Origin of the sequence: Enterobacter sp. MGH 16 (assembly GCF_000493175.1) — a bacterium.
GTDB classification, from domain to species: Bacteria; Pseudomonadota; Gammaproteobacteria; order Enterobacterales; family Enterobacteriaceae; genus Enterobacter; species Enterobacter roggenkampii.
In genome coordinates, this window is the sequence record NZ_KI535695.1 from 4,458,849 (window position 1) to 4,472,064 (window position 13,216).

Sequence of the window (13,216 nt, forward strand, 5' to 3'; positions counted from 1 at the left end):
ACTTACCTCTTAAGATGTCCTGAAAAAGCCTGCTGACTTAACTTAGAGAAGAGGGCGTCGCTATCAATATCGCCTGACGCCATTTTATTTAAGCTATTATTGATTATTGATACAATCGAATGAAAATTAACCATAAGTTCGTCGGGCGGAATTAGAACTTCAAAATTTTTAAGTTCAACAGGAGATATATGTGGCACCGTTGTTTCTGTCGGGCAGCAATGCTTTTCGAAAGCTGGCGATTTAATACAACTGTAAATATAGTTTGTGTAAGATTCGCAACGAGGTCGTAACCTAGCTACACGCTGAACTAAGTACGTTTCTCGCTGATTTTCAGGGAATATGCATACTTTTAACCCGCTTGATATCCACGGACGGTCCATAGCAAGGATAATATCACCCGCCTTAATTAAATAATTATCTAGTTTTTCTAGTTTGTTTTTTGGCCAGAATTTTGTATCAGCCCAATCTAAATACCCCGTAAGTGTATTTGCCCCTCTGCAAAGCCGTACTGATTCTGGTGCATCACTAATGTACTCATTACTTTTGAATGCAAATCCGGTAATGACCTCTGCCAATTCAGTAATGGGAGCTTTTTTTAGATTTTTTGGATTTTCAACAGGATCGCCAAACATATTCAAAAACGTAGTACGCAAAAAATCGTTAGCCAGTTTCATGGCCTGCTCACGTTTTTGGCGTATATCATTGGCTTTATCAAGAATAGCTGCAATTCGTTTTTGTTCTAATAACGGAGGGAGAGGAATCTCTACCTTAGTTAAACCCTGGCCAGTAATTTGTGGTTGTGCTGAGCCAGAAATCACATCGTCAAATCCCCGTTTTAGAAAAAAATAGTACAAATACTTGATGTCAACCTTACTTCGGTCTATATCGTCCAATGCCATGGCATTCCCATTAATATATGCCATGGGCTCAGAAATGTGCACATTACCGCAAGTAGCTCCACGGCAAGTAATCATCAACGTTGGGAATTCATGCGTGAATTTAGAATAAAACCCTATTTTCCCATTTGCACCATAAACTGGGTAACCAGATTCAAGTAAACTACTGGCAGCTATAGTTTTCCACTGTTTTGGTCTACAAATATCATGAAGTTTCACCATCGGCCAACTCATAGCATCCCCTCCAGCTCATCTAAATCCGCCAGAATTTCTTTCTCCAAGTCCTTCAGCCGCTTCAGTATCACCTTTGGATCTTCATACTCCTCAGCCTGATACACCACTTCTTTATAACGATTAATAGAGAGGTCGTATTTCTGCGCAGCAATATCTTCTTTTGGCACTACAAATGCTGCCTGCGTGCGATCTTTAAAGTCAACACCAGCATCAATCCCTTCTGGATGCTGTTGTTTTAGTAACGAGGCTGATTTCTCACCCATAAAGTTATCAACCGGTAGCCCGCGCAAAGTACGGTAATGCTTCCAGCTTGCCAGCAAATGTGGCAAGTCGTTGGCTTTTATCGGGTTGCGCTTGTCATCCAGGCTGTAGCCGTCATTGTGCAGATCGTAGAACCAGACCTCATTCGTCTGGCCGCCTTTGGTGAAGATCAGGATTGCCGTCGCTACACCCGCGTAAGGTTTAAATACGCCGGAAGGTAGGTTGATCACCGCTTCTAACTGATTGTCTTCCACCAGCGTTTTACGCAGCGACTGGTGCGCCTTGCTGGAACCAAACAATACGCCCTGCGGCACGATAGTGGCACTGCGCCCGCCCACTTTTAACATTTGCAGAATCCGCGCCAGGAACAGCAGTTCGGTTTTTTTGGTTTTCACCATTGCCGAAAGCGTAGCGTCGATATCTTCCTCATCCAGTGAACCGGTAAACGGCGGGTTCGCAAGAATCAGGTTGAAAGCGTTTTTACTGGCCTGTGGGAAATTGGTGCTGAAGCTCTGGCTCATGGTGTCCTGATAGTGGATATCCGGTTCTTCCACGCCGTGCATAATCAGGTTCATGGCGGCGATACGCAGCATGGTGGTATCGAAGTCGTAGCCGTGGAACATATTGTTATCCACATGGTCACGCCACGGTGTCAGCAGATCGCCGGTAAAGATTTTTTGCTCTTCTAATTCGCCGCGTTCGTTGGTGCCAATCTCGGTATGAATGGACTCCAGTGAACTGTATTTCTCAAGCAGGTACTCATAACTGGTTGCCAGAAAACCGCCCGTACCACAGGCCGGATCGCAGATCGTTTCACCACGTGCCGGGTTTGGCTCCATCATTTCAACCATTGTGCGGATAATGTGGCGTGGCGTGCGGAACTGACCGTTGATTCCGGCGGTGGTCAGCTTGCTTAACAGGTATTCGTAGAGATCGCCTTTGGTGTCGCCACGATCCAGTGGCAGGTTTTTAATCACCTCCACGGCTTTGGTCAGCAGTGACGGTTTAACAATCTCCAGGCGAGCATCTTTCATAAAGTTGCCCAGCAGCGTCACTTTCGTATCTTCAGCTTGCCCAAGCTGACGGAAATGCTGGAATACGCCATCACGTACCACTTCCATCATCTCATCCGAGCCAAGATTGCTATAGTGACTGAAACGGAACTCCTGCTGTTCTGGCGTAAAACGTGGTTTAAAATTAATACCCGCGATTTGTTTACGCTTCTCGTCCCGTTGTTCCTGGGTATCCAACATCCGGGAGTACATCAGGTAAGTGATTTGTTCGATTACGGTAAGAGGGTTAGTGATGCCACCCACCCAGAAATCTTCCCACAAGCCGTCGATTTTACTTTTTAAGTCACCGGTGATCATTGTTACGTATACCCTTTTATAAATACAAAAGCCCCGCTGCCGGGGCTTGTCATGTGCGTATTATACCGTCGCTGCGTCGGTCACAACACCCAGCTCTTCGACTATCTTTTGCAACCGGGTGATCTGCTCTATGTCTGGGAAAACGCCGGTAACACCTTCGTTGTGGATATGGGTAAACGGCTGTTCAAAGAGCTGCCGCATTTCAATGGTGCCGTAATCGCGGATGTGGTTTTTCAGCAATGACAGGAAGCGCAGTTGCTGGCTGGTCAGGCTGTTGTCAGCGGCGAACTGGGCAAAGCGCACTTCCACTGCGTCGCTGTCCATCCCGATGATGGTACGCAAAAGTTTATCCAGGCTAGCTGTTGCCTGCGGATAGAACTCTTTCAGTGCCCGGATATCAACGTTCGGATTCTGGATCAGCACCAGCTTCGCCAGTTCATCCAGCTCGGCTTGCGTGACCGGCTCGCCGTTGCGGATTTTCTTCAGCACCGGGTTTTGCTGGAACAGCGGCTCCAGTGCCCCCTGAACCTGCTGACGATACAGTTTGAAATCAATCGAGCGGATATTGGTTTTACGGGTTTCAGTCTGGATCAGTTTTGCATCTTCGGTAATATCCACCTGTATCGAACCAAATTTCGGCGTCGCATCTTTCTCCATCAGGTGCATAATGCCGCGCAGATGAATGCGGATATCTTCCAGTTCTTCCAGACTGGCCTGCTTCCACCAGCCTAAATCACGAAGCTGATTAATCCGCTGTCCCTGCTGTTGCACCTGACTCAGATGCGGCGGCAGACGTTCCACTTTCTCGACGATGACCGGCCAGAGCACATCCAGCTCTTCCGGGTTGGTATAACGGGCAGTTTGCGCCGCCAGAATATCCATATCAAAGCGCATGGCATCGCTTTGCCCACGCACGTCCAGCCACTGCATCAGCGGGGCCAGGACAGATAGCAGATCCTGCTGTGTTTTAGGGGAAAGCTGACGCAGCACTTTTTCATCGCTGTACTGCGCTTTTTGCTGCCACTTTTCCTGTACAGCAATCGACTTTTCATCCAGCGCGTTGATCTGCTCGCGGAGCTGGTGAGCGACTAAATCCACCGCCTGTTTATCGAACTTACGCTGCGCAGCAGCCCCCAGCATAACCCACGCTTCGAAGCGTTTTTGCGCCAGCGATTTAGTAGCTGTGACTTCGGCCTCTTCGGTATGCAGCTCGTGATACTCGAAGTTGCCCCAGTGATCGAAGATGCGAAATTTCTGTTTATCCAGCGGCTTGCCGTTTTCATCGTTGCCGTACAGCCCTGAGCAAAGACGCGTACCACGGCCAATCATCTGCCAGAACTTCACTTTCGATTTGACCGGCTTGGCAAAGACCAGATTCACAATTTCCGGGACATCAATACCGGTATCGAGCATGTCAACAGAGATAGCGATGGTCAGCTCTTTGTTGGTGCTTTCATCCAACCCTTTAAAATCGTCAATCAGTTGTTCGGCGCGGGGATCGTAGTTGTCGATGACTTGGCAGAAGCGTCCGGCAAACTGCGGGTACATGTCGTCGAACAATGCATTCAACAGCATCGCGTGTTTGTGGTTACGGGCAAAAATGATGGTTTTACCTGGCAACTGGCCGTCCCGATCTTTCAAGCCATTTTCCATCAGGCTACGCAGGATATAGCGGTTGGTGTCTTTGTTGTAGATCGCCTCATCCAGCGCCTTGCCATCAAATTCCAGCGTATTTGGATCGATACCCTGTTCTTCCAGCTCGCGGATTTGTTCGTCGCTTAATTTCTCCCGTTTGATGCCTTCGCGCAGGAATTCTGTGGTGTGCGTGACAACCTCATAGGGAACTAAGTTGTTATCGGCGATGGCATCTTCCAGGCTGTAGTTGGCGGTAGGGATACGTCCTTCACAACCAAACAGGCCGAAAGTGGTTTTACTCACCATGTCGATCGGCGTGGCCGTCAGGCCAATCTGGAGGGCATCAAAATACTTAAACAGATCGCCGTAGACGTTGTAGATAGAGCGGTGGGATTCATCGGCGATAATCAGATCGAAATAACCAACATCAAAATGGTCCATGATTTTCATCATGCCGGGATAGGTGGCGATGTAGATCCTGGCATTCTGCCTGTCTGTTTTCTTCGATTTCCCGACCACATACAGTGGTTCATTGGTGAACTGATTGAAGGCATTCGCCGCCTGTTTACGCAGCTCTTTACGGTCGCAAAGAAACAGGACGCGTTTTACCCAGCGAGCATCAATCATCAGTTTGCTTAGTGCAATTGCCACGCGGGTTTTGCCTGTACCTGTAGCCTGAACAATTAACGATTGTCGGTACTTGTTAGTAAACCGTTCGCTGACGCGGGCAATGGTTTCAAGCTGATACAAACGTCCGGCAACGGCCTTACCTTCGTTGTCTTTTACATGCGGCACACTGTTCATTGGCAGACGGGTTTCACGCTGCTGAATAAGATATTGCAGGCTTTCCTTGCTGTAGAAACCAAATACTCGACGCGGCGGATAGCCATGAGTTTTATGGTCGTCCCACAGCCAGATATCGTAGCCGTTGGTGTAGAAAATGACCGGACGCTGACCATATTCTTTTTCCAGCCAGTCTGCATACAGTCGGGCCTGAATTCGTCCTTGTTCGGCATTGACGCTGGTTTTTTTTGCTTCCAGCACCGCCAGCGGTTTATGCGCCTCATCCCACAAGACATAATCCGCGTAACCGTCGCCGGTTGCAGTAGGCTGTTCTTTAACTGGGTGCTCCTGCGTAACCTGATCGGTATTCTTAAGTTCTTCACCTACATTCCAGTCAGCAGCAAGCAGACGAGAATCAATCAGACGGCGGCGGGTTTCCGCTTCATCAATAGAGAGAATATCAGCAACATGTTGGTTACGCGCCCTGGCTTCATTCAAGCGCTGAGTGAGGTGTTCGGCCTTTTCCTGCTCCTGTTGTAATGCGCGTTGTAATGCCAATTCGCGCTCACGGCTTTCATCCTGAGCCCTGATTGCATCTTCCAGACGTTTTTCATCTGCACGACCTGAAGATTGCGTTAACGGAGGGAGAGAAAATTTGGGGCAGTTATCAACATTACCGTGGGCGTAACGAACATATAGCCAGACACCTAATAAATACGCTTCCTTAAGCAGCCAGTAGGTATCTTTGGCTTTGATACGTCCACCGTGTGCGGCGCGGTTGCCGTGTATACGTAGCGCATCCATTTTCATGATGATGGCTTCCGGCATCATGCTGGTAAAGACATCGGCGTTCATTAAATCATACAGATTTGCTTTGATGCCTTCAGGCAGCCGTTCCTGACGATATAACCAACGCACCATCAATTCGGTGTAGTTACGCAGCTTAACCAGACAGCTTTCAGGATCGGAGTGAACATAGCGTTCCGCCATACACGCGAGTTCCGCCAGTTCCGGCCACTGGCTACGCAACATTTCAAAATTGAGAGACTGCTCCATCAATCATCGCCTTATGTTGTGGATACAACAGGATTTCTGGAAAGAATATCACATTATTTTGGCTGACGAAGTGAGCCGGATGGCATACGGTGGCTATGAATAAGCTTTCGTAACAATTTTAAGTAGATTAAGCATCTATTAATTACAGTCGATAGCGTGTTTTTTTTATACTATGGATTCAAAATAGTGCTTAAGACAGTTGCGCCATGAGTTCAGCCGATGGATGCAACTCACTGGCTAAAACGCTTCGCGGATGATTCAGTAAGTCTATTAAATGTTGTGCCAATGGGCACGGTAATATATTTGAATTCTACCTTTAGACTGACCATGCTAATGGAGACACAATGACTCGTATCGCTTGTCTTGGCTGGGGTTCCCTAATTTGGGAGCCAAAAGATTTACCTATTCCGGAGGGATGGTCTGAGGATGGCCCACTAATATCTGTAGAATTCGCCAGACAGTCACAAGATGGACGGATTACGCTTGTGCTAGTCGAAACTAAACGGCTAGTGCCTGCCCTATGGGCTGTAATGGAATCGGTAGATCTCGCCTCTAGTATTGAGGCTCTTCGATGCCGTGAAGGAATCCCGCTAAAAAATATTGAAAAGCATGTGTGCAGATGGTCTGCTGGTCATCCTTCTCCAAAGCTGATTCCGGGATTGTCTGAATGGGCTTGCACTAATGGTGTGGACCATGTGATATGGACCGGCCTGCCGCCAAAGTTCAACGGTGAAGAAATTATTCCCACAGCCGAACAGATTGTTGAATATTTAGAAAAACTTTCCGGGGAACAGAGAGAGAGGGCGGAACAATACATTCGTCGTGCTCCGCGTCAGATCGACACGATTTATCGTAGTACTATCGAGGCATCGCTATAGTGGCATCCTAAGGTCGGTGATTAGATTTTAAATTTCTATACAGGTGGTCAAATAAGTAAACCTCTTCAGTCGTTCAGGAGCAACATTATTGGGAAGTGTAACTTATGGATAAAGCAGAAATTCTGGATAAGAATGTTTGGGTTGAAACCAACATCAATGATTTTGCGAAAATAGTGAAGGGGATCTCTCGGGATAGTTATCCTCAATTACGTTGCCTTGCTTGTGAAAGACAAGTGCATGATAGTGGACTGGTAACCCCAAATTCTGAGTATCGCCCCAGGTTCTCGCATTCAGCGCCTCCAAAGAATGGAGAACTTTGCCCACTAAGTGCTGAAACTCGCCGTTTCAGCGGGTTAGCCGGAAATGACAGAACTGCAACATCAGAGTTAGCCAGAACACGTCGAGCTCAGTTTATGAACTTCACCAGTCTATGCCAAGCATGGATTGTATGCCGCTCATTACGGGGAGGGAATGGAAAGCTTGACCAAAATTCGTTTATTCGATTGATCAGGATAGCTGACAGCTTTGGAATCTGGCGCTATAGCTATCTCCCTGCATGGGGCATTCCCCTTCTTTTAATGCTAATGGACAATCATCCAACACCTAATGGTAAGTCTGCATTTTTTTATGTACTTAAGAAAGAAAGAGCTCGCCGGGGTGTTGCGTGGCAAAACCTAAATGTTCGGCTGGAGGCACATTGGGTAAGTAACGGTGAACTTATTGCTCCAAATCCTGAGAGACCAGCTTCATTTCTGCTGGAGATCCCATTCAAAGAGGATGTAGTAAATAACATCTTGGGAAAAGAGGACCTTTCGTGGTGTACGAGGGATGTACTTAGAAATTTGAATGCCTTTAGCATCAGTGAATTACGGTAAAATATCGTCTCAAGCCCGTGAGCTATGAATCTGCAGTTCGCCGCTTGGATTACTAGGGTGCTATCGGTTCCCATAAAAACCATGGCTTCCGTCGGATTCTCTTTTCTGATCCGCAGGGCTAGTGTGTGCGGCACAAACTGTATACAGTCAATCTTCCGCATTTTATGACCTGTATCAGGCCGTGGGACGATTTTGCATTCGGAGTGGTGAAGGTCATTACAAACGATGGGACATCGCTCTCATTCATGGGGGCTAAACGATGAAAAATCTTTTAAAAGTCCTGAAGTGGTGCGCATTTGCGGTTGTTACCGTCTTTATCCTCGGATGGCTGTTTGTCTGGCTCGTGGCATCGGGTTCTAATGAAACGACGGTTTACACCCAAAATGACTTTTTCCACTACCACACGCTGACTGACAAGGATATTGAAAACGCCCCGCGTATCACGAACGACTACTATTTCGAGGCGCATCCTGGCGATGGATATGCCCCTTCAAATAGCATTTTTTTTAAAGGGGCAACCGGGGCTGCGCCGTTGCGCGCGTATCTCGAAACGCTGGGATTCACAAAGGAAAAGCATTGCCTGGGGGAAAAGGAGATATGGTCAAAACCTGATCAGGTAAACGGGGACCTTTTCTATTTGTACTTCAACGCCGCTACGGGTGAAGTTGAACTGACCAAAGTGATGAATTACTGAGTTAACTTACTCTGTGCCGATTCATCTTCTTTTTGTGCTTTAGTCATCAAGGCCTTCAATTCCTCAATAGTAAGTGAGGGTTTTCGCCTGTGGATCATTGCATGGCAATTGGGACAGACAGGGCGAAGATCATTTACAGGATCGAGTTTGTAGCGCTCTCCAATCTCAGAGAGAGGGGTGATATGGTGGACGTGAATATAGTCCTTGCCGGTTTCACCATACGTTTTCTCAAAGTCCATATTGCATACGCTACATTGACAGCCGTAGTGGTCTATACATTTGTCTCTTGCTGTTTTGCTCCGTTCGTACTTGTTAACTTTAATCCGCTTTACAGCCCCCTCATAAAAGGTTTCGGACACATCATCTGGGTAGTCGATTTCTAACTTGGTTGAAAGCGATTCTGCTTTTTTGATGCCATCTTGAGTGAGTTTCCAGATGCCATGGCCCGATTCTTTTGCATTGTGAAGGTACTTGTAGTCAACAAGCTGATTGCGCGCCCATTGCACCATATTGTTCCACTGGAGACGGTTGCTGCCATCAGAAAGTAAAATGCTCATTTCTTCATCTGTAAGGTCGAATTCCTTACCAAGCGGTTCATAACATGAGGAAGAACTTACTTCTCCGCCCCGATTATAGATATTTAAAAGTAAGGGGATCTCTATCTCTTTATAACTAGGGAACGGCATCTTTGTGTTCTCCAAATTGTATCGATTACTTTCTGAAAATTTCGCGTATATGCCACTCTATATAACTAGCCTGCGGATAATTTTCTTTCTGTAGTGGGAGGTGAATTTGAGCTCCTGCGTTGTCCCAAAAGAATCTGGATACAACGCTATTGCCATTTACAGCGGAAGATATTTGAACGCGCATGTTTTCATCCACTCCAAGAGAGCCTTTATCAAAGGCTTTATGATGGATTGAGCAGAGAGCTAAACCATTCGCGATCTCACATGGTCCTCCATGTTGCTTCCACTTAATATGAGCGGCTTCAAGTGCGACAGAGGTATTATCATGTCGCATATTGAAACCACAAACGGCGCACTGATAGTTATAGGCTCGCAATACCTGCTGTCGAAATAAGGGATCGCGCTGTTTGCGAATTTGCAGGAGATCGAATCCCAACTCGTCGGCGAGTTCTTCCTGGATGCTTTCGGTAAAGTGCGCTTCGAGGATTTGCTGAGCTATAGAGTTAACCAGGTTCTTACTGTTGCTCAAACGAGTGTAATGCTGTTCGTCAAAACCGCCTGCAACATGATGTTCAACCAGCTCTCCTGCAGGAGGTTGTTTGCTGGTACCTGATGTGGAACAGCGCTCCGCATTACGTAGTTCCCAAAAGCCATCACCTTGTAAACGCCAGAAAGGCATATCAGGACGGTACTGTGCACGCTGTGGTCCAAAACGTTCCAGCAGGCTGTGCAGCTGATCGCGCACTTCCGTACCGTAATCAAACAGTCGCGCATGCCCCTGCTGATAGTTCGCCAGCACGTAAAGAAGCAATAATGGCTTATGCGGCGCACGCTGTTCGCCTTTGCGCCAGATGGTGATGTCGGCAATTGCCTGTTCGAGAGTTTTGCTGGAAGCCATCACGTTACGGAAGAAGGTAAATAATTGCGATGATGCTCGCAAAATCCAGACCAATCAACCCACAATCAACAAAAATATGACCTTAACGAACCCAACTCTATTTCCTGAATCCCCCTCGCAAATTCCAAATTTCCCCCACACCAAACCGCTGTATTTATATTCAGCCCTGTATAATGGTCCCCAGAAATTACGCCGAACGGCAAAGGAAGTATCAAAGAGAATTTAACCGAGAATTCGCGATATGAAGGTGCTGCAACACCCCCATACCGCTAACCACCAACAACTAAGATGGAGTTGAAAATGGCTGCGACGAATTTTAAGCCAGAGTTTACTGTTTGCAAAACAGAATCAGACGCTTTCACCGGCATGATTGAAAACCGCGAGCTGGTACGCAAAAACAGCGCCCGCCGACTTCACGGCAACCAGCTCAACGCGGCCCCCGTCCATCCCCGCGCTGAGACGCCGCAGGACAGTGCCGCTTGCTGCGAACTTTATTCCCGCATAGATATGAAATACCTTCTGCTGGGCGGCGAGTGGTTAACCCGTGCGGGCTTTATGGACGGCATGCCGGTGAAAATCCGCGCCATGAAAGACTGCATTGTGATTACGCCACAACATACAAGAGAATTATGGGGATGCCTGGAAGGTATGAGTGTGGTGAATATCAATAAACAGAAAGTCGCGCAGTGGCTGAAGACCTTTCCAGGAGCGCTGAATGATACAGGTGATGTTCCGGTGATTAAGCGTGGGAGTGGGAAGGCCGTTTAAACTTAAGACTAACGAGTGCGGGCATATGAGCACATGCCCGCACTATGCTAAAAATAACTCAATCATGATCTACCTGTTCTTTAACTGCCTTAACCAGCACAGCATGAAGCTCGCCAACGGTTAAATCGCGTATCACAGGTTCGGGAATGCCTCGCAACCTGCGAATCAGGCGGCAGATACCAAAGTAATCTATGCCCTCGGTGCTAAAAAGAAACTCGTTTTCAGCGAGGGAAAAAGTTTTCTCATAGCCATCTTCTTCAGTGACAAGCGTAACGCCAAACGCTTCCTCGCAGTCTTCTATCAGGGCATCGCCATCCATGCCGCAGATATCGAGGTCGGCTTCGATTAGGGTGTTCTCATCAATGCGCTTGCGATGATGTCCCGAGGACTGACGTACAACCTCAATGACCTGCGAAAGAGTGGGGTACATTATGTTGGATTCCGTGGGTGAAAAAATGACGTAGACACTTATTAATAGACCGACTTAACGCCTGGGACTGATTATTGATGGTACAAAGAAAATCAAAATAATCCACGCAAACATCCCAATGATTTTTAACGGCCAGGGTTCGAATACATCAAAGCACGCAATTGCTCCTATAACTAATAGTGGTCCTCCCAATAATTCCAGTATTCCTATCTAAGATAGATAACTTATGAGGCAATACACGATTCAGTAAAACGGCCATGAAATGTGCGCATCCTAAAGTGATGATTATAGCTATAGTGCATTCTTTCCAGTTATCAGTGACGCCCACGCATATGAGGCATAACACAATTACAAAAACACAAAGTAACGTATTCAGCATGGAAATAATAAACTTACTCATAGCAGTTGCCGTGGCGTTTAAAATATTAAGAGTCTATAAATATAGCGCTCTTAACAGAATAACAAACGACAATGGCTAATAATGCATTTCAGAATTTATTGCGCCTTGCTAATTTACGTAATAATCGAGTTAGCGGCTTCATGCCCATCCCACGCACTCCACCGCTAAACCTAACTTAACACCGGCACCCCCAGCCCCACCTTCACCTCCCTCAACGTCTCCTGCGTCACCCCCTGCGCCCGCTCGGTCCCGCGCTTCAGCATCGCCATCAGTTCCCCCTTATCCTGCATATACATCGCCCTCCGCTCCCGCATCGGCGCAATCAGCTCCTGCAGGCACGCCTCCAGCTCGTTCTTACACGCCCGGTCGCCCAGCCCGCCCGCCTGATAGTGCGCCTTCATCGCCGCCACTTTGTCCTTGTCCGGATGAAACGCGTCGAGGTAGGTAAACACCACGTTCCCCTCAATCTGCCCCGGGTCGCTCACCTTCAGGTGGTTCGGATCGGTGTACATGGCGCTCACCGCACGGTGAATGGTCTCTTCGCTGGCCGAAAGGTGCAGCGTGTTGCCGAGCGATTTCGACATCTTGGCGCTGCCGTCGATGCCGGGCAGGCGGCTGGTATCGCTCAGCATCGCCTTGCAGTGGCGCAGCACCGGGGCGGGCAGCAGGCTGTTCATCTTGTGCACAATCTCGTTGGTCTGCTCAATCATCGGCAGCTGGTCGTCGCCGACAGGCACGCACTCGGCCTTGAACGCGGTGATGTCCGCCGCCTGGCTGATGGGGTAGGCCATAAACCCGACCGGCAGCGAGCGGGCGAAGCCCTTCTGTGCAATCTCGTTTTTCACCGTCGGGTTACGCTCCACGCGGGCGACGGTGACGATGTTCATATACAGCATCGTCAGCTCGGCGAGGGCGGGCAGGGCGGACTGCAGGCAGATCGTGGTCAGGTTCGGGTCGATGCCCGCGGCGAGGTAGTCGGCCAGCACTTCGGGGATGTTGTCGCGAATTTTCTGCGGGTTGCTGCCGTTGTCGGTCAGCCCCTGCAGGTCGGCAATCAGCACAAACTGGTTGTGCGTGTGCTGGAGCGCCACGCGCTGGCGCAGCGATCCGACGAAGTGGCCGAGGTGCAGCGGGCCGGTTGGGCGGTCGCCGGTGAGGATGGTGGGTGCGTTCATAAAGACTCCTTAATGTGCAGTTGCCGAAAGGGGTCTTAGATGTGAGAAAGCCGCCTTTCGGCGGCTATCTGAAAATGGGGAAAACTACTCCGTGCCGCCTTTAAGAAGGCAGCCACCAGCGGTTTACGGTGAGCACGGCGTGGTTTATGTTCATCTCTTTACCGTACCACGTCCGGC

At 48.4% G+C, this 13,216-nt stretch carries 11 protein-coding genes and 1 pseudogene; 5 read left to right on the forward strand and 7 right to left on the reverse strand.

All coding sequences use genetic code 11. From position 1 onward, the window contains the following. Positions 1–2: 2 nt before the first annotated feature. The 3 genes from L362_RS23510 to L362_RS02115 are packed head-to-tail and all read right to left on the reverse strand — an operon-like array spanning position 3 to position 6,235. Positions 3–1,130 (reverse strand): restriction endonuclease subunit S, encoded by a 1,128-nt coding sequence (locus L362_RS23510; RefSeq protein ID WP_023345348.1) that lies wholly within the window; start codon positions 1,128–1,130, stop codon positions 3–5. After that, complete coding sequence (locus L362_RS02120; protein ID WP_023345349.1) at positions 1,127–2,761, reverse strand: type I restriction-modification system subunit M; 1,635 nt, start codon at positions 2,759–2,761, stop codon at positions 1,127–1,129. The genes L362_RS23510 and L362_RS02120 overlap by 4 nt, the downstream gene beginning before the upstream one ends. A gap of 60 nt (positions 2,762–2,821) precedes the next feature. Then, positions 2,822–6,235 carry a DEAD/DEAH box helicase family protein gene (locus L362_RS02115; protein ID WP_023345350.1) on the reverse strand — a complete coding sequence of 1,138 codons (3,414 nt, stop codon included), beginning with the start codon at positions 6,233–6,235 and terminating at the stop codon, positions 2,822–2,824. Between the two features lie 344 nt (positions 6,236–6,579). Here L362_RS02115 and L362_RS02110 point away from each other — a divergent pair, with 344 nt between their 5' ends. The 4 genes and pseudogenes from L362_RS02110 to L362_RS02105 all read left to right on the forward strand — a co-directional run bounded on the left by L362_RS02110 (position 6,580) and on the right by L362_RS02105 (position 8,682). Then, positions 6,580–7,113 carry a hypothetical protein gene (locus tag L362_RS02110; protein ID WP_023345351.1) on the forward strand — a complete coding sequence of 178 codons (534 nt, stop codon included), beginning with the start codon at positions 6,580–6,582 and terminating at the stop codon, positions 7,111–7,113. A gap of 104 nt (positions 7,114–7,217) precedes the next feature. Further along, the gene (locus L362_RS24245) at positions 7,218–7,988 is read left to right on the forward strand and encodes a hypothetical protein (RefSeq protein WP_023345352.1); all 771 of its coding nucleotides are present in this window, start codon (positions 7,218–7,220) and stop codon (positions 7,986–7,988) included. Positions 7,989–7,990: 2 nt separating this feature from the next. Next, a pseudogene (locus L362_RS24995) lies at positions 7,991–8,251 on the forward strand (hypothetical protein); the annotation flags it as partial. Next, positions 8,248–8,682 (forward strand): hypothetical protein, encoded by a 435-nt coding sequence (locus tag L362_RS02105; protein ID WP_023345353.1) that lies wholly within the window; start codon positions 8,248–8,250, stop codon positions 8,680–8,682. The pseudogene L362_RS24995 and the gene L362_RS02105, both read left to right, overlap by 4 nt. Here L362_RS02105 and L362_RS02100 read toward each other — a convergent pair. Beyond that, positions 8,676–9,368 (reverse strand): winged helix-turn-helix domain-containing protein, encoded by a 693-nt coding sequence (locus tag L362_RS02100; RefSeq protein ID WP_023345354.1) that lies wholly within the window; start codon positions 9,366–9,368, stop codon positions 8,676–8,678. The two genes, L362_RS02105 and L362_RS02100, sit on opposite strands and share 7 nt — an antisense overlap. 25 nt (positions 9,369–9,393) lie before the next feature. After that, positions 9,394–10,266 (reverse strand): phosphorothioated DNA-binding restriction endonuclease, encoded by an 873-nt coding sequence (locus L362_RS02095; protein ID WP_023345355.1) that lies wholly within the window; start codon positions 10,264–10,266, stop codon positions 9,394–9,396. A 300-nt stretch (positions 10,267–10,566) separates the two neighbouring features. Here L362_RS02095 and L362_RS24480 point away from each other — a divergent pair, with 300 nt between their 5' ends. Next, positions 10,567–11,034: a SymE family type I addiction module toxin gene (locus L362_RS24480; protein WP_023345356.1), complete on the forward strand. Its 468-nt coding sequence runs from the start codon at positions 10,567–10,569 to the stop codon at positions 11,032–11,034. Positions 11,035–11,092: 58 nt separating this feature from the next. On the opposite strand, the gene L362_RS02090 is transcribed toward L362_RS24480, so the two are convergent. Together L362_RS02090 and trpS are read right to left on the reverse strand one after the other, a co-directional pair. Further along, positions 11,093–11,464: a hypothetical protein gene (locus tag L362_RS02090; RefSeq protein ID WP_023345357.1), complete on the reverse strand. Its 372-nt coding sequence runs from the start codon at positions 11,462–11,464 to the stop codon at positions 11,093–11,095. A gap of 570 nt (positions 11,465–12,034) precedes the next feature. Beyond that, positions 12,035–13,039, reverse strand: a complete 1,005-nt coding sequence (trpS, locus tag L362_RS02085; protein WP_023345358.1) for a tryptophan--tRNA ligase — start codon at positions 13,037–13,039, stop codon at positions 12,035–12,037. Positions 13,040–13,216 lie beyond the last annotated feature (177 nt).

What these genes read in the sequence shown, in the direction of transcription:
- L362_RS23510 (WP_023345348.1), bottom strand. Translation starts at nt 1,130, where the DNA reads ATGAGTTGGCCGATGGTGAAACTTCATGATATTTGTAGACCAAAACAG.
- L362_RS02120 (WP_023345349.1), bottom strand. Translation starts at nt 2,761, where the DNA reads ATGATCACCGGTGACTTAAAAAGTAAAATCGACGGCTTGTGGGAAGAT.
- L362_RS02115 (WP_023345350.1), bottom strand. Translation starts at nt 6,235, where the DNA reads ATGGAGCAGTCTCTCAATTTTGAAATGTTGCGTAGCCAGTGGCCGGAA.
- L362_RS02110 (WP_023345351.1), top strand. Translation starts at nt 6,580, where the DNA reads ATGACTCGTATCGCTTGTCTTGGCTGGGGTTCCCTAATTTGGGAGCCA.
- L362_RS24245 (WP_023345352.1), top strand. Translation starts at nt 7,218, where the DNA reads ATGGATAAAGCAGAAATTCTGGATAAGAATGTTTGGGTTGAAACCAAC.
- L362_RS02105 (WP_023345353.1), top strand. Translation starts at nt 8,248, where the DNA reads ATGAAAAATCTTTTAAAAGTCCTGAAGTGGTGCGCATTTGCGGTTGTT.
- L362_RS02100 (WP_023345354.1), bottom strand. Translation starts at nt 9,368, where the DNA reads ATGCCGTTCCCTAGTTATAAAGAGATAGAGATCCCCTTACTTTTAAAT.
- L362_RS02095 (WP_023345355.1), bottom strand. Translation starts at nt 10,266, where the DNA reads ATGGCTTCCAGCAAAACTCTCGAACAGGCAATTGCCGACATCACCATC.
- L362_RS24480 (WP_023345356.1), top strand. Translation starts at nt 10,567, where the DNA reads ATGGCTGCGACGAATTTTAAGCCAGAGTTTACTGTTTGCAAAACAGAA.
- L362_RS02090 (WP_023345357.1), bottom strand. Translation starts at nt 11,464, where the DNA reads ATGTACCCCACTCTTTCGCAGGTCATTGAGGTTGTACGTCAGTCCTCG.
- trpS (WP_023345358.1), bottom strand. Translation starts at nt 13,039, where the DNA reads ATGAACGCACCCACCATCCTCACCGGCGACCGCCCAACCGGCCCGCTG.